Source organism: Sphingopyxis sp. YF1, from assembly GCF_022701295.1.
Lineage (GTDB): Bacteria > Pseudomonadota > Alphaproteobacteria > Sphingomonadales > Sphingomonadaceae > Sphingopyxis.
The window spans coordinates 4,338,378-4,355,081 of record NZ_CP033204.1; the positions used below are offsets into that span (position 1 = coordinate 4,338,378).

10 protein-coding genes are annotated in these 16,704 nt (G+C 68.2%); 4 read left to right on the top strand and 6 right to left on the bottom strand.

What is annotated here, in order from left to right; all coding sequences use genetic code 11:
* Positions 1–223: 223 nt before the first annotated feature.
* The 6 genes from EAO27_RS20780 to EAO27_RS20805 form a co-directional block, all read right to left on the bottom strand.
* Positions 224–1,483 (bottom strand): amino acid permease, encoded by a 1,260-nt coding sequence (locus tag EAO27_RS20780; protein ID WP_242775311.1) that lies wholly within the window; start codon positions 1,481–1,483, stop codon positions 224–226.
* Positions 1,484–1,541: 58 nt separating this feature from the next.
* Positions 1,542–4,061 carry a TonB-dependent receptor gene (locus tag EAO27_RS20785; protein WP_242775314.1) on the bottom strand — a complete coding sequence of 840 codons (2,520 nt, stop codon included), beginning with the start codon at positions 4,059–4,061 and terminating at the stop codon, positions 1,542–1,544.
* A 156-nt stretch (positions 4,062–4,217) separates the two neighbouring features.
* Positions 4,218–5,756: a tetratricopeptide repeat-containing sulfotransferase family protein gene (locus EAO27_RS20790; RefSeq protein ID WP_242780684.1), complete on the bottom strand. Its 1,539-nt coding sequence runs from the start codon at positions 5,754–5,756 to the stop codon at positions 4,218–4,220.
* A gap of 62 nt (positions 5,757–5,818) precedes the next feature.
* Entirely contained in the window at positions 5,819–7,438 is a 1,620-nt protein-coding gene (locus tag EAO27_RS20795; protein WP_242775329.1) for a thioredoxin domain-containing protein, read from the bottom strand.
* 55 nt (positions 7,439–7,493) lie between these two features.
* The gene (locus EAO27_RS20800) at positions 7,494–8,885 is read right to left on the bottom strand and encodes a M48 family metalloprotease (protein ID WP_242775356.1); all 1,392 of its coding nucleotides are present in this window, start codon (positions 8,883–8,885) and stop codon (positions 7,494–7,496) included.
* A gap of 128 nt (positions 8,886–9,013) precedes the next feature.
* Positions 9,014–11,704 carry a ribonuclease E/G gene (locus EAO27_RS20805; RefSeq protein ID WP_242780686.1) on the bottom strand — a complete coding sequence of 897 codons (2,691 nt, stop codon included), beginning with the start codon at positions 11,702–11,704 and terminating at the stop codon, positions 9,014–9,016.
* A 661-nt stretch (positions 11,705–12,365) separates the two neighbouring features.
* On the opposite strand from EAO27_RS20805, the gene EAO27_RS20810 reads away from it, so the two are divergent.
* From EAO27_RS20810 to EAO27_RS20825, 4 genes are all read left to right on the top strand, one after another.
* A complete protein-coding gene (locus EAO27_RS20810; RefSeq protein WP_242775358.1) occupies positions 12,366–13,580 on the top strand; it encodes an N-acetylmuramoyl-L-alanine amidase in 1,215 nt (404 codons plus the stop codon).
* 63 nt (positions 13,581–13,643) lie between these two features.
* Positions 13,644–14,897 carry a D-arabinono-1,4-lactone oxidase gene (locus EAO27_RS20815; RefSeq protein ID WP_242775360.1) on the top strand — a complete coding sequence of 418 codons (1,254 nt, stop codon included), beginning with the start codon at positions 13,644–13,646 and terminating at the stop codon, positions 14,895–14,897.
* 10 nt (positions 14,898–14,907) lie between these two features.
* Entirely contained in the window at positions 14,908–16,053 is a 1,146-nt protein-coding gene (locus EAO27_RS20820) for a DSD1 family PLP-dependent enzyme (RefSeq protein WP_242775362.1), read from the top strand.
* The gene (locus tag EAO27_RS20825; RefSeq protein WP_242775364.1) at positions 16,050–16,700 is read left to right on the top strand and encodes a TetR/AcrR family transcriptional regulator; all 651 of its coding nucleotides are present in this window, start codon (positions 16,050–16,052) and stop codon (positions 16,698–16,700) included. Before EAO27_RS20820 ends, EAO27_RS20825 begins: the two co-directional genes overlap by 4 nt.
* The last annotated feature ends 4 nt before the right edge of the window (positions 16,701–16,704 follow it).

The window sequence follows — 16,704 nt, forward strand, 5'->3', positions numbered from 1 at the left end:
GACGCACGGCGCCCGACGGCAGAAGTATGATGGGCGGGTTGGAAATTGCGGCAGCGCCCGGGCGCACCGCGTCAGGAAAAACGCGCTACGACAGCGGGCGGATGCCGCAGGGTTTCAAACCCTGGATTATTCGGCGGTCCGACACGTCACGTCTCCAGAAAAAGCCCGAATCCGGGCCAGCGGGAGGACGCCGATAGGCGATTTCGGCCCGGCGCGCAAGGTTTCAGCCGCCGGAGGCGGCACCCGCCGCCGGCTTGGCCGCGAGCATCCGCGTCCAGGCGTAGAGCGGCAGCCCGGCGACCATCAGGATCAGGCTCATCGCGCTGACGCCGGGGCCCGCGCCCCACAACGTCCAGACGGCATAGCCAAGCCCCGCCACCGCGACTCCCATCGCGACGCGCAGCCGCAGCGCCGCCGCAGCGCAGGCGAGGTAGAGCCAGAGCGTCACCGAGGTCGACAGCACCGCCATGAAGGTGAACATCTCGCTGGTCGACTTGCTGCTGTTGAGGATGACGCACACGGTCGCGATTCCGCTCGACAGCAGCAGTGCGGCAGCCGGCGTGCCGTGGCGGTTCGTCCTCGCGAACCAGGCGGGGAGCAGCCCCTGTTCGGCGAGCCGCGCGGGCTGTTCGGCCTGGATCAGCGTCCAGCCGTTGAGCGCACCGAGCGCGCTGACCGCGGCGAAGGCGGCGATCCATACCGCGGGGCCGTGCCCCCAATAGGTTTCGGCGAACAGCGCGAAGGGCGCCTCCGATGTCGCGACCGCGGCGGCGGGGAGCATCAGCGCGATGGCCGAACAGACGATCAGGTAGAGGATGCCCGTCGCGAGCGTGCCGATGATCGTCGCGCGCGGAATGGTGACGGTCGGGTTCCTGACCTTGTCGGCGGCGACGCTCGCCGATTCAAAGCCGAGCAGCGCCCACAGGGTCAGGATCGCCGAACCGCTCACCGCAGCGACCGACAGGCCGCCGGCGGGGAAGGGGGTGATCGCGACGGGTTCGCTGCGGCCGAACGCCACCGGGATCAGGACGACCACAGTGAGCAGCGGGATCAGCTTGATCGCCAGCGTCACGACCTGAAAGCGCCCGGCGGCGCGCGCGCCGCGCCAGTTGATCGCGGTGACCATCCAGATCAGCGCGATCGTCGAGACCGCCATATGCCCGCGCAGTTCGGGCAGGAAGAGGCTCAGGAACGACACGCTTGCCACCGCCAGCGTGACGTTCGCGGTCCATACCGACACCCAATAGGCCCAGCCGATCATGAAGCTCGGGATGCGGCCGAAGGCGCGCTCGACGAAACCCGTCGGTCCGCTCGCGTCGGGAAAGGCGACGGTCAGCCTTGCGATCACAAAGGCGAGCGCGAGCGCCCCGGCGATGGTGATCGCCCAGCCCGCGACGCCATTCCAGCCGAAGGGCGCCAGGCTCGCGGGGAGCAGGAACACCCCCGACCCGATCATATTGCCCATCACGAGCGCGATGCACATGGAAAGGCCGAGCTTTTGGCCCGGCCCTTCGTTGTCGTTGCGGTGTCCGGTCACCCGGTCAGAACTTGGCGCCGAGCCGCGCCCCGATCGTCTGGGGCTGGTTCACCAATATCTGCACCCGGCCGTCGCACTGGCCGCAGTTCGAATAGCGCGCGAGTTCGGCGCGCTCGTCGAATGCGTTCTGCAGGAACAGTTCGAAGCTGTAGTTGGTCCAGTCGAAACCGACCGCGAAATCGACCGTGGTCGACCCGCGGATCCGGCCCAGCGCGTTCGCCGTTGCGACGCGGATGTCGGGGGTCGCCGAACTGCGATGCGCGATCACCGATTGCAGGTGCATCTCACCCGGCCCGACCGGGAACTGGTAGCGCACCGTCGCATTGCCGTTGAACTTCGGCGTCACCGGCAGACGCGTTCCCTTTTCCGCGGCAATCGAGTTCCCGGGATCGGTACATTGATAGGTCGGATCGTCGATCGCGCAGAGGTTATTCTTGGTCTTGGCGTCGGTGTAGGAGGCCGCGGCGGTGATCGTCAGCCCGTCGGTCGGCCGGATGTTCACATCGGCCTCGATCCCGCGGATACGGGCGTTGGGGCCATTGTGGATCTCGGTAAAGCTGTTCTCGCCGAGGAAGGAGAACTGGAAGCGTTTCCATTCCTGCTGGTAGATGGCGGCGTTGAGGCGCACCCGGCCGTCGGCCAGCGTCGATTTGACCCCCAGTTCGTAGTTGGTCAGGAAATCGGCCGCATAGGGGACGATCGTCGCGCGCCGGTTGATCCCGCCCGGACGGAAGCCGCGCGACCAGGTCGCATAGAGCAGCATATCCTCGCTGGGTTTCCAGGTCAGGTTGAGCCGGTGGGTGAAGCCGTCGTCCTTGGTCCGCTTGGGGACCAGCTTGCCGTCGACGAAGTCGGCCAGGTTGGTGCAGGGACCGCCGGGAACCGCCGCGGGAAACAGCGTGCCGCCGGGATTGTCGCGCAGGATCGCGCCGGTGGTCGTGTAGCAGCCCGCGACGCCGGTGCGCGAGCTGGCCGCGCCATTATAGGGCGGGCCGTTCGGATCGCGCCCGAAACCGAAGAAGCCGATCAGGCTGTTGTCATATTTGTAGAAGCGTCCGCCGCCGGTCAGCGTGATGGTCGGCGTGATGTCGAAGCTCGCCTCGCCGAACGCCGCATAATCCTTGTCGACGCGCTTCTGCTCGGTCAGCCACAGCGTGCCCGGCCGGCCGTTGACCGACAGATTGCCGGCGAGACCGGGGATCATGTAATCCTGATGGATCTGATTGCTCTGCCGCTGGTAGAAGAGGCCGGCGACGACGCGGAAGCGTTCGTCCTGCGGCGACGCGACGCGCAGTTCCTGGCTCAGCTTGCGGAAATGGTCGGTGCCGATGATGAACTGCCGCGGGTCGATGGTGTTGCCGCCGTTGTCCTGAAGATAGAAGCAGCCCGCCAGGCCGCTGCACACGAAATCGCCCTCGTAGGTATAATTGGCATAGAGCGCGTCATAGGCCTCGGAATAGTCGGTGTAATCGTTGATCTGATACGCCTTGCGGTCGAGATAGGCGCCGGCATAGGTGACGTCGAAATTGCCGATCTTGCCCTCGATCGTCAGCGCCGCCTGGACGAACTTGTCGGTGCGCTTGTCGGGGTAGAAACGCTGCGTCTGCAAATCACCGACGCGCGGATCCTGCGCATAGGTGCCGTTGTTCTTCTGCTTCTGGTACAGGACGGTCGGCGTGACGGTCCAATTGTCGTCGAGATCGACCTTGAGCGCGGCGCGGCCGCCGTAAACTTCGGCGTCGTTGAAATTCTTTTTGACGAAGGCGGCATTGTTGACGGTGATGCCGGGATCATTGCCGATCAGGTCGCCGTTCTGGTCGAGGATCGGCGCGCCGAGGAAGCTGCGCGTCCCCGGCACATTGTCGATATAGCCGGCATCCTTCTGGTACCAGCCGACCAGCCGGACCGCGGCGCGGTCGCTCAGCGGGGCATTAATCATGCCTTCGAGCTTGCCGCCCATGCCGCCGCTCTTGACGCTGTTGAGCTCGCCGTCGACGCGGCCTTCGAAGCCGCTGGTATCGGGCTTGTTGGTGATGATGCGGATCGTGCCGGCCTGCGACGAGGCGCCGTAGAGCGTGCCCTGCGGTCCTGCGAGCGACTCGATGCGCGCGATATCATAGACATGGACGTCGAGCGTGCCGCCGATCGTCGTCACCGGCTGCTCGTCGAGATAGACGCCGACGCTGGGCAGCGAGCCCGAATGGTTGCCGTCGCCGCCGCTCGCGACGCCGCGCATATAGACGGTGGTGACCCCCGGCTGGCTCGACTGGAACGAGACGCTGGGCAGGAGCTTCGAGAAATCCTCGAAATTGGTGACGTTCAGCTGGTCGAGCTTGCGCGTCCCCAGCGCCTGGATGCTGATCGGGACATTTTGCAGATTTTCCTCGCGCTTTTGCGCGGTGACGATGATCTCGTCGTCATAGCCCGTCTTGGGCGCGTCCTGTGCGAACGCGGGTGCGGATGAAAGAATCGAACCGGACAGCGATGCCAGAAGCAGCGCACGACGGGATAAACGGACCTGCATAAAGACCCCCCTCTATGTTCCGGCGCCGTTTTTCGCGGCGCAGCGGAGGGGAGTTTGATCAGTTTCGGCCCGCCGTCAATCGCGCCCGACGCACCGGCTCGTCCGCGTCCGCACTTTCGCGGCCACTATGACAAAATTGCAACATTCGGGTCCGCATCAACTGCTCGCGGGATATTCGGTCAGCGCGGGGCCAAGCGCCTCGACGAGCGGCGCCAGCCACGCTTCCATCGGGCGCCACTGGCCGACCCCGTCGCGGTTGACCGGGCGTCGCACCTGCTCCGAACTGGCGGTGCGTACGGCGCGGTCGCTCTTGTGGAAATCGAGGCAGGCGGCCTCGAACGGCAGGCCCAGATGATCGAGCAGCGCGCGGACTTCGCGCTCGAGGTCGTCGAGCAGATGTTCGTGAAAGACGCGATGGACGCGGCCGGGCAGCACCGCGTCGAAATGGGCCATAAGCCCGGTATAGTCGGCATAATAGCGTCCCATGTCGGACAGGCTGTAACTGAACGCCTGCCCGCGGGCATAATGCTGCTTGAAGTTGGAAAAGCAGCAATCCATCGGATGCCGCCGCGCGTCGATGATCTTCGCCTGCGGCAGGATCAGCCGGATGAAGCCCGCGTGGAGCCAGTTGTTCGGCAGCTTGTCGATATAGAATGGCTTGTCGGTTTTGCGCTGGATCCGGGTGTCGCGCAGATATTGCTCGCCCAGCATCCGCGCATCGTCGGCTGACAGCGCGGCGACGCCGCCCATCGCGCGTGCACGCGCGTGGAGCGCGGGAATGTCGGGCAGTTCCATCGTGCCCTCGACCATCGAATGGCTCGCCAGAATCTGCTCGATCAGCGTCGAGCCGGCGCGCGGCATGCCGACGATGAAGATCGGGTCGCCCGCCGCGCAGCCATGGCCGGTCCGCGCGGCGAAGAAGTCGGGGGTGTAGAGTGCCATGGCATGCTCGACCGCGGCGCGCGTCTGGCCGGCGTCATAGTCGATCAGCGCCTTTCGTTGCCGGTTGCCTTCGGCATAATGGGTAAAGGCCGCCTCGGCCTGCCCGCGGTCCTCGTGCGCCTTGCCGAGCGAAAAATGCAGGTGGAAGCGGTCCTCGGGGCCGATGTTGTCGCGATCGAGCGCGGCGCCCATCGCGGCAATGTCGGCGTCGTCGAACGCGACGGTCTTCAGATTGGCAAGGCTCCACCAGGCTTCGCCGAGCGTCGGGGCGAGCGCCAGCGCCTTGCGGTACGCGGCGACGGCATCGGGCTGGCGGCCGACGGTCTTGAGCATATGCCCGTAGGACATCCAGATCTTTGGCTGTCTGCCGAGTGTCCGGAGGACCTGCTCGTACAGCGCCAGCGCTTCGTCGAACTCGCCGACGCGGCCCAGTGCCGCGGCTTTCAGATTGGCGTTCGCCAGATTGCCGGGGTCGAGCCGCTGCAATTGCTCGAGCTCCGCGACGGCTTCGCCCGACCGCCCCTGCCGGTGCAGCACGGTTGCAAGGTTCGAGCGCGCGGCGAGGAAGTCGGGCGCCAGTTCGAGCGCGCGGCGCAGCAGCGCTTCGGCATCGCGATAGCGTTCGATCCGCGCCGCCAGCTCGGCGAGCATGCGGATCGCCGCGACGTCGAACGGGTCGCGCTTCAGATGCGCCTTGAGCGCGGGTTCGGCGTCGTGCAGCCGTCCCTCGGCGAGCGCGAGCGCGGCCTCCATCAGCGCGGGGTTGCGGATGCCTCGGGCGATCGCTGCCTGCGCCGGGTCCGCGGTCACGGCGTTCAGCCCTTGCGCGCCCGCGCGACCGCCGCCTTCAGCGCGGCGTAGCCGATCTGCCCCTGGAGCAGCTCGTCGCCGACCACCCAGGTCGGGGTGGCGTTCAGCCGCAGCTGGCTGGCGATCGCAAGGTTGCTGTCGAGCTCGCGCTGGAACAACGCCTCGTTCGCGGTCGCGTCGGCGCTGCCGTCGGTGACGACGCCGGCCTTTTCCGCCGCCGCCGCGATCGCGTCGGGACTCAGCGACGAGGCGGCGAACATCGCGTGGTGGAAGGCGTCATATTTGCCCTGCCGTGCGGCCGCGAGCGCCATGATCGCGGCATCGCGGCTCTGCGGCGCGATGATCGGCAGTTCGCGGAACACCACCTTGACCCGCCGGTCCTCGCGCACCAGCCGGTCGATGTCGGGCAGGCTCGCGCGACAGAATCCACACGCGTAATCGGTGAAGACGACCAGCGTGACGTCGCCATCGGCGCTGCCCGTCCACGCGCCGGCATAGGGTTTTTCGAGCGCCGGGCGAATCGCGTCGATCGCCTTTGCCATCTCGCGGCTCTGCTGCGCCTCGATCGCCTCGGGAATGATCTGCGGGTTGGCGCGGATATAGTCGGCGACGACCGTCTCGACCTCGCTCTTGCTCAGCCCGCCGCCGAAGCGGCCGCCGAGCCAGAAGGCGGCGGCGAGCAGCAGGATCGCGCCCAGCCCGATCGCCCAGCCGGGGGCGGGGAGCGCCAGCGCAGGCGATCCGCCGGCGCGGCCGGTGCCGCCCGCCGACGGCGCCGCGCGATGCGGCATGCGGTCGTCGGGTGCCGGGGCCGACACCGATGGCGGCGGGGTCGCCGCCGCGGCTTTCGCGGCTTTCGCGGGTCTCGGTTTGGCCAGCTCTACGCCTGGGTCGCCCGCGAACAGCGGCAGATCGGGCGTAGCGGGGCGGCTCGCGGCTTCGGCGGCCGCGGCTTCGGCTTCCTCGCGGGCCAGCAATTGCTCGAGCCCCGACGGCGGCGGCGGCGCGTCTTCGCGCGGTGCCGGGCGCAGCTTGCTCGCGGCATCGCCCAGGCTGTCCTTGCCCGCCTGCGCGGCCTGGCCCAGCGCTTCGCCGGCCTTGCCCGCGACGTCGCCCAGTCCGCGCTGCGCTTCGCTCGACAATTTGCTGACCTTCTCGCCCAGCGCCATCTTCTGCCACAGCGCGGCGCTCGCCGCCGCGGTCGCACGGCTGCCCTTCGCGGTGCCGCGCCCCAGCGCCTTGACGGTGCGCGCGGTGCCGTCGGCGGTGCGCCCGGCGAGTTCGCGCGACCGGCGCGGAATTTCCATCTCCTCGACGCGGCGCGGCACGTCGGCGGTTTCGCCGAGCCGGATCGTCCAGTCGGCAAAGGCGCTGCCGCCGGTCCGGATCGCCTGCCAGAGGCGCCCGGCGCCGTCTTTCAGCCGGTCGGTGTCGACCGACGCGCGCCTGGGCATGCGGTCTTCGGCGGGATAGCGCGATACGTCGAGGCCGAGCGGCACCGTCTCGCGCGGCTTGGCCAGCCCGCCGTCGGGGGGCGCGTCGGACGCCACGGCGCGCGGCTCGACCGGCGCTGCCGCCGCGTCACGCAGCCATGGCTGGTAGTAATCGTCTTTTCTTTCAGTCACTTGTTGCCCTTATGTGTCGCGCGGGGCGACACATCCCCGAATTCGTTAACCGAATCTAGCGCCGTTTGCGCGTCCGTTCCACCTCGGCGCGCGCGACCAGCGAAATATCCTGTGCACGGATCCAGTCGGGCGACCCCTCGGGCAGGCCCTGCATCGCAAGGTCGGCGTTACGCAGCGCGAGCATCTCCTGTCCACCCATCAGCTGATAGCGTTCGGCCGAGGCGAGCGCCGCGCGCGGCTGGTCGCCCTTGTTCGCATAGACGATGCCGAGCTGATACCAGGCGAAGGGGTTCTGGTTGTCGAGCGCGACCGCGGTCTTCAGCACGTCCTCGGCCTCGGCATAGTTGGCGGGGTCCTCGGACGCGATCAGCGCATGGCCGAGGGTGCCGGCGATCAGCGGCTGCGAGCGCGAATTGGCGACCGCCTTGCGCAGCGGCGGGATCGCTTCCTTCGGCCGCCCCGATTCGAGCAGAACCTGGCCTTCGAGTTCGAGAAAATAGGGATCATTGGGGTCGGATGCGAGCAGTCCCTCGACCTCCGCCAGCGCCTTTTGCGGATAGGCGCTCTTGTGCCAGGCATAGGCGCGGGCGTAGCGGGCGGGGACGCTGGTGTTGCTTTCGGGGAATTTGCGCAGCGTCCGCTCGGGTTCGGCGATGAAACCCTCGAGCTTGGCCTTCACGCGCTGGAAACGCTTCTCGATCAGGGGGTCGGCGGGCTTTTCCCAGGCGGGATCGACGACATAGACTTCGCGCAGCGCCTGGATGCGGTCGCCCGACATCGGGTGCGTGCGGCCATAAGCCTGATCGTCGTCCTGCTTGACGCCATAGCGGAATTCGAGGTTCTGGAGCTTCTTGAAAAAGGCCAGGCTGCCGCGGCCGCTGATCCCGGCTTTCGACAGATATTGCGCGCCCGCGGCGTCGGCGGTCGATTCCTGGACGCGGCTGAAGGCGAGGAACTTGCCGAGCGCGGCCTGCTGCCCCGCCATCATGATTCCCATTCCCGCTTCGCCGCCGCCCGCGGCGATCGCCGCGGCGCCGAGCAGCAGGCTGAGCAGCGAGATGTTGGTCGCGGTCTTGGCGCCGTCGTTCACGCGGATCGCGTGGCCGCCCATGACGTGACCCAGTTCGTGCGCGAGCACGCCCTGCACCTCTTCGGCATTGTCGGCCGATTCGATCAGCCCGGCAAAGACGTAGATATCCTGGCTGCCCGCGACGAAGGCGTTGATGCTGCGCTCGCCGAGCAGGTGCACGCGCACCTGCCCAGGTTGCAGCCCCGCCGCGAGGAGCAGCGGACTCATCATGTCCTGGAGCAGGGCCTCGGTCTCGGCGTCGCGCAGGATCGACTGCGCCGCCACCGGGCGGACCGCCAGGGTCAACAGCGCGAGCAGCGTCACGATCAGGCGGAACAGCGGACGCCACACGGGCGTCCGTTCCGCTCTTTGCGGCATAGCGAAACTCATTTGTCCGTCCTCGCGCCGCGCGCCTGAACCCCGACTGAAGCCATGACAGGCCTTGTGGGGTTCAGGACGCGCGGAGGCAAGGCCCGGATTGCCGCTTTGCGATCAAGCGCCGCCGATCAGTTGCCGAACGTGCGCTGCCACCAGCCGCGGCGGGGTTCGCCGTCGGGGGTGTCATCGGTTTCCGCTTCGGCGCCGGCGCCGACGGGTTCGGCTTCCGCTGCCGGCGCTTCGGTCGCGGGAGCTTCGTCGGCCGCCGCCTTGGTCTTGCGCGGCGCGCGCTTGCGCTTCGGCTTTTCCTCGACGGGGGCGTCTTCGGCTGCCGGCTCGGCGACGGCTTCGTTCGCAGGAGCGTCCTCGGCGGCGGCTTCAGCCGGCGCTTCGGCGGTTTCGGCCGCCGCGGCCGCCTCGGCGGCAAGCGCCGCCTTGGTCTTGCGCGGCGCGCGCTTGCGCTTCGGCTTTTCTTCGGCGGGCGCGTCTTCGGCTACCGGTTCGGCGGTGGCTTCGGCGGCGACGTCCGCGGTTTCGGCGGCGACCTCCGCGGCTGCATCCCCGGCAGGGGCGACCTCGGCGACCTCGGTGGCTTCGGCGTTGGCCGCCTCATCCTTCGCCTTGCGCCCGCGTCCGCCGCGGCGGCGCTTGGGCTTGGTTTCCGCTTCGGCGGTTTCGGTTTCGGGGGCATCGGCTGCGGTTTCGGCTTCGGCCGTTTCCACCGCGTCGACGGCTTCGCCATCGCTATCCGAGTCGGCGTCGTTATCGCCATCGACGATCTCGCCACCCTCGTCGTCGCGGCGGCCGCGGCGGCCGCGGCGGCGGCGGCGGCGGCGCTTGCGGCCGTCGCCGTCGGCCTCGTCGTCGCTCCGTTCGCGTTCGCGCTGACGGGGGCGCTCTTCGGCGGCCTCCTCTTCGACGTCATCTTCCTCGTCGAAGACGTCTTCTTCCTCTTCCTCGATCTCGACGATCGGCGCGAAGCTGCGGCGCTGGACCGGCGGCGGGCCGCCGACCTCGATCGCCATGCGCGCGCCCTCGGTCTCGCCGTCGGGCAGGATTTCGACGCTGACGCCGTAAAGCTCCTCGATTTCGCGCAGTTCGCGGCGCTTTTCGTTGAGCAGGTAGAAGGTCGCTTCCTGGCTCGCGCGCAGCGTGATCTTGCTGCCCTTGCCGCGAGCGGCTTCTTCCTCGATCAGGCGCAGCGCGCCGAGACCCGCCGACGAAGCGGTGCGGACGAGTCCGGTGCCTTCGCAATGCGGGCACGGGCGCGTCGACGCTTCGAGCACGCCGGTGCGCAGGCGCTGGCGGCTCATTTCCATCAGGCCAAAGCCCGAGATGCGGCCGATCTGGATGCGCGCGCGGTCGTTCTTCAGCGCTTCCTTCATCGCGCGCTCGACCTTGCGGACGTTCGACCCGTGATCCATGTCGATGAAGTCGATCACGATCAGCCCGGCCATGTCGCGCAGGCGCAGCTGGCGCGCAATCTCGTGCGCCGCCTCGAGGTTGGTGCTGAGCGCGGTCTGTTCGATATTATGCTCGCGCGTCGACCGGCCCGAGTTGATGTCGATCGACACCAAAGCCTCGGTCGGGTTGATCACCAGATAACCGCCCGATTTCAGCTGGACGACGGGATTGAGCATCCCCGCGAGCTGGTCTTCGACCCCGTATCGCTGATAGAGCGAGACCGGATCGGCATATTGCTTCACGCGCCGCGCATGGCTCGGCATCAGCAATTTCATGAACTGCTTCGCGGCCTTGTAGCCCTCGTCGCCCTCGACGAGAACTTCCTCGATATCCTTGTGATAGATGTCGCGGATCGCGCGCTTGACCAGGTCGCTGTCCGAATGGACGAGCGCCGGGGCGCTCGACTGCAGCGTGGTCTCGCGAATTTCGTCCCAGACGCGGGCAAGATAGTCGAAGTCGCGCTTGATCTCGACCTTGGTGCGGCTCATCCCGGCGGTGCGGACGATGCAGCCCATCGTCGGCGGCAGGTTGAGCTCGTCGATCATCGCCTTCAGCTTGCGGCGATCGGCACCGTTCGAAATCTTCCGGCTGATCCCGCCGCCGTGCATCGTGTTCGGCATCAGCACGCAATAGCGGCCGGCGAGGCTCAGATAGGTGGTCAGCGCGGCGCCCTTGTTGCCGCGTTCTTCCTTGACCACCTGCACCAGCATCACCTGGCGGCGACGGATGACGTCCTGGATCTTGTAGCGGCGACGCAGCGACATGCGATTTTCGCCATCGTCGTCGTCGCGGCGCCCGCGTCCGCGGCCGCCCTTGCGACCACGCCCGCGTCCGCGGCCCTTGCGGTCGCCGCGCTCGTCGCGGCCCTCTTCGGAGCCTTCGTCGCCGTCGCCCGCAGCGTCGCCGTTTTCGTCGTCGCCATGCTCCTCGTCACCCTCGGCGTCTTCGCCGACGGTTTCGGGGGCCGGGACGTCGCCATTTTCGTCCTCGCCGGGGCGTTCGACCTCGGCGATGTCGCCTTCGAGCTCGTCGAGATCCTCCTCGGCGCGCATCGCGGCCTCGGCGGCGTGCTCGGCTTCCTCGCGCAGCAGCGCTTCGCGGTCTTCCTTCGGAATCTGGTAATAGTCGGGGTGGATTTCGCTAAAGGCCAGGAATCCGTGGCGATTGCCGCCATATTCGACGAACGCCGCCTGCAGCGACGGTTCGACGCGGGTTACCTTGGCCAGATAGATATTGCCCTTGAGCTGCTTGTGCTCGGCGGACTCGAAATCAAACTCCTCGATGCGGTTTCCCTTGGTGACGGCGACACGGGTTTCTTCCCGATGCCGCGCGTCGATCAACATGCGCGTGGTCATTATTATCACTCCAGGCGCGCCGCGGCGCGCCAACAAAAAAGGCCGCGGCCGCTCGTGGGGAGCGGGCACGGTCGATAGGATTCAAACGAGAAAAGACGTTATTGCCGTGCGCGGCTCGCGTCCGATCGGGGACGCGCATGCGGTCTTCCCACGCGAAGGCGGGGGCAGGAGCGCCCGCGTCGCGATAAGAAGAGGGCATGGCAAGCCTCATGCGGCATCAACCTGTTACGGGATGACCGGCCAGCGCGAATCGACCAGCATGGATCTTCACTCGCTGCCCCGTCATCGGGGTGGGCTGGCGGCAGGTCGCCCTGGCCGGGTGTCGGGCGCCGGGGACGGGCCGCCGTCCGATCTGGACGGGCGCGTTCCCCTCAAAGGCCCGACGGTTCGGTCCATGACACCGTCAGCGTTGGCGGTGCTAGCATCGGTGTCATCGAACGGCAACTGCCCGGTCCAAAAAATGGTTCCGCGGCAGGCAACCCGCCGCGCCTGGATGACTGAAAAGTCACGGAAACATGCTGAATCAGCAGTTAACCTTGCTGCTTCACGCGTGCTTGACACGCCATGCCTAATGAGTGGTTCATCACCTTGTGCCGCCGGAGCCGCCATGTTTTCGAATAACCGCTGGACCACGCACCGCGCGCCACGGCATAAACGCTCCATGCTGCTCCTGCCACTTTTTCTGTCCGCATTGCTGGCGACGCCGGCAGTACTGGCGGGCAATATCGGCGCGATCGAGATCGACGGCAGCGACGTCACGGTGCGGTTCGACGACCTCGTCGCGGGGGCCTCGGCGCTGCTGCTCGCGGGACCGGACCGTATCGCGCTCGACATTTCGGGCGCGCAGGCGGGGCGTTCGCCGCAGGGAACGGGCCTCGTCCGTACCGTCCGTCAGGGACAGCGCGATCCGGCCACCGCGCGCGTCGTGCTCGACCTCGACCGGCCGGCGCTGGTCTCGGACGCCCGCTTCGCCGCCGACGGGCGCAGCCTCTCTTTCCGGCTCGCCCCCGTGTCGTCCGACGAATTCGCGCGCGCCGCGCGCGCGCCGCGGCTCGAACTGCAGCCGCCGGTGCGGTTCCGCGCCAAGCCGCCCGAAAAACGCTATTCGGTGACGGTGCCGATCGGGCGACCCAAGGCGGCCGTCGCGCTTCCCGCCATCCAGGGGCCGAACAATCCGCGCCTGCCGCTCGTCGTTGTCGATGCCGGGCATGGCGGGCACGACCCCGGCGCGATCAGTCCGCACAGCGGCAAGCGCGAAAAGGACATCACCCTCGCGCTCGCGCGGGCGATCCGCGACGATTTGATCGCCTCGGGCCGCGTCCGCGTCGCGCTCACCCGCTCCGACGACCGCTATCTCGTGCTCGAAGAGCGCTACGGGATCGCGCGGCGGCTCAAGGCCGACCTGTTCATTTCGGTCCACGCCGACGCCGCCGAGAACCAGCAGGCGAGCGGCGCGTCGATCTATACACTGTCGGAGGTTGCGTCCGACCGCGAGGCGGCGCGGCTCGCGGCGCGCGAAAACAAGGCGAACGTCATCAACGGCGTCGACCTCGGCGCACACAGCAGCGAGGTGTCGGCGATCCTGCTCGACCTCACTCAGCGCGAGACGATGAACGTCGCCTCGGACTTTGCGCGTCTGCTCCAGCGCGAGGCGGCCGACGAGGTCAAGTTCCGGTCGACCGCGCACCGCTTCGCTTCGTTCATCGTGCTCAAGGCGCCCGATACCCCGTCGGTCTTGTTCGAAACGGGCTTCATCTCGAACGAGGGCGACGCCGAATTCCTCGCCTCGACCGATGGCCAGAAAAAGGTCGCGCGCGGCGTAAGGCAGGCGGTGCAGGTCCATTTCGCGCGCCAGATCGCCGCGGTCGCGCAATAATATAGTCTTGACTATCGTTTTGGCGCGCGACAGCCTGCGCATCGGGCTGGCGGGAGAAACGCGATGGGCTGGAGCAACTGGTCGGGCAGCGTCACCGCGGCGCCGGCCGCCGTGCATCCGCAAAGCGAGGACGAACTCGCGGCGCTCGTCCGCGCCGCGGCCAGTGTTCGCGCGACCGGCGCCGGACACAGTTTCATGCCGCTGTGCGAATCGGACGACCGCATCGTCGCGCTCGATGCGCTGCCGGGCGAACTGCGCATCGCGGCGGACCGCCGCACCGCGCATATCCCCGCGGGATGGAGCATCAAGCGGCTGACCGCGGCGCTGTGGGCCGAGGGGCTCGCGCTCGCCAACCAGGGCGACGTCAATCCGCAGTCGCTCGCCGGCGCGATGGCGACCGGGACACACGGTACCGGGGTCGACCTTGGCAGTCTTGCGGCGATGGCGCGCGGTTTCCGCCTGATCGGCGCCGACGGCGAGGCGCGCTGGTGCGACGCCGACAGCGAACCCGATCTCTATCAGGCGCAGCGGCTGTCGCTCGGCCTGTTCGGCATCGCGACCGAGATCGCTGTCGCGGTGGTGCCGGCGTTCCACCTCGCCGAGCGCATCGAAAAGCGCCGCTGGGACGAAGTGCGCGAAAGCTTCGACGATCTCGCGAAGCAGCATCGCCATATCGAATTCTGGCTCTTCCCGCACGCAGACCATGTCATCCTCAAGACGCTCGACCCCTGCGATCCGTGCGACCCGCCGCCATCGACGACCGATATGGAGGAAACCGCCTTTCGCCGCGTGCTCGACGTCGCGGCGCGGCTGCCCTTCCTCACGCCCTGGCTCCAGCGCGGCATGATGAAGACCGATCTCTCGGGCCATCGCCGCGGTCCCGCGCACGCGATCTTTCCCTCCGACCGCACGATCCGTTTCGAGGAGATGGAATATGAAATGCCGCGCGGCGCGGGACTCGACACGCTCGCGGAGGTCGTCGGCTGGATCCGCCGCAGGCGCCTTCCGGTGACCTTTCCCTTCGAATATCGCACCGTCGCTGCCGACGATATCTGGATGAGTCCGATGAATGCCGGCCCGGTCGCCGCGATTTCGATGCACCAATATGCGAAAATGCCGTGGGCCGGCCTGTTCGCCGACGCCGAGGCGATTTTTCGCGGCCACGGCGGACGTCCGCACTGGGCGAAGCGTCACACGCTGGCGCGCGCCGACGTCGACGCGCTCTACCCGATGGCCGAACGCTATCGCGCGGTCCGCCGCGCTGCCGACCCGTCCGGCAAATTCCTCAACCCGCATCTGGAGGCGCTTTTTTCATGAAGTCTTTCGCATGAGCGACGATCTGACGCTGCACGCCCATCTCGTCGGCCGGCAGGGCGGCCGCGCCGACCTCAACACGCCGGTGCTCGTCGTCGAGCTCGCGTCGCTCGACCGCAACATCGCCGCGATGGCGCAGCGCGTTGCCGCGCACGGCGTCGGGCTGCGTCCGCACGCCAAGACGCACAAGAGCGTCGACATCGCGGGGCGCCAGCTCGCCGCGGGGGCGCTCGGCGTCTGCTGCGCCAAGATCGGCGAGGCCGAGGCGCTCGCCGCGGGCGGGGTGACCGGAATCCTGATCACCTCGCCCGTCGCCGCGCCGCGCGCGATCGACCGGCTGGCGGCGCTCGCGGGGCAGGCCGACGGCCTGATGGCGGTGGTCGACCATCCCGCGGTCGCGGCGCGCGTCGATGCCGCGCTCGCCGCGGCAGGGACGACGCTCGACGTCGTCATAGACATCGACCCCGGCATCGCGCGCACCGGCGTCGCCTCGGCCGAGGCGGCGGTCGCGCTGGCGCGCGCGATCGCCGGCCTGCCGCGGCTTCGCTATCGCGGCGTCCAATTCTATTGCGGCTCGCAGCAGCATATCGAGGCCTATGGCGAACGCCGCGCCGCGATCGAAGAGCGCACCGCCTGGCTGCAAACCGTCATCGCGGCGCTCGCCGCCGCGGGCTTCGCGCCCGAAATCGTCACCGGCTCGGGCACCGGCACGCACCGCATCGACCTCGACCTCGGCGTGTTCACCGAGCTGCAGGCGGGCAGCTATGTCTTCATGGACAAGCAATATCTCGACTGTGACCTCGTCGGCGACGGTAGCTGTCCTTTCGAAACCGCGCTCGGGGTCGACGCGCGCGTCGTCAGCGCCAATCATTCGGGGCTCGTCACCATCGACGCCGGTTTCAAGTCGCTGTCGACCGACGGCGGCGTCGCGGTCGCGCGGGTCGGGGCGCCCGAATCGGCCTTCTTCGCCTTCATGGGCGACGAACATGCCGCGCTGATCGCGCCGGGCATCGGCGATGCGCTCGCCCCCGGCGACCCGGTGACGCTCACCGTCCCGCACTGCGACCCGACGGTGAACCTCTACGATCATTATCATGTCGTCGACGGCGACACGCTCGTCGCGATCTGGCCGGTGAGCGCGCGCGGCCGCGCGCGGTGACCGCGGGGGCCGCTGCGCCGCGGTCCCGTCCGCGTCAGGAGCGCGCACAGGCGACCTACGACCGGCTGCTCGACGTCGCGGGCGCACTGCTTGCCGAGGTCGGGATCGAGCGTATCTCGACCAACTTGATCGCGGCGCGCGCGGGGCTGACCCCGCCCGCGCTCTACCGCTATTTTGCCGACAAATATGCGCTGCTCGAAGCCCTCGGGCGGCGGCTGATGGAGCGCCAGAACGCCGTGCTCGACGCGTGGATCGCGCGCCACGCGCCGCGCGGGATCGCCGCGATGGCGGACCATGTCGGCGATCTGCTGGCCGCAAATGCCGCGGTCACCCGCGCCGAACCGGGCGCGGTGTGGATCTTGCGCGCGCTCCATGCGACCCCCGGGCTCGTCCATGTCCGCCTCGAATCGCACCGCCATGTCGCGCAGCGTCTCGCCGACGCCTGCGCGCCGCACCTGCCCGGCGTCGACCCGCAGCGGCTTTGGCAACGCCTCCGCCTCGCGGTCGAGATCGGCTTTGCCGCCGACGCAATGCTCGCCGAGGAAGACCTCGTCCCCGCCGACAGCGTGCACGCCGACGTGGCGGGGCTGCTCGGCACCGCGCTGCGCGACCTGGCCGGTCCGCCGCCCGCGGGCGAAGGCCGATAGATGC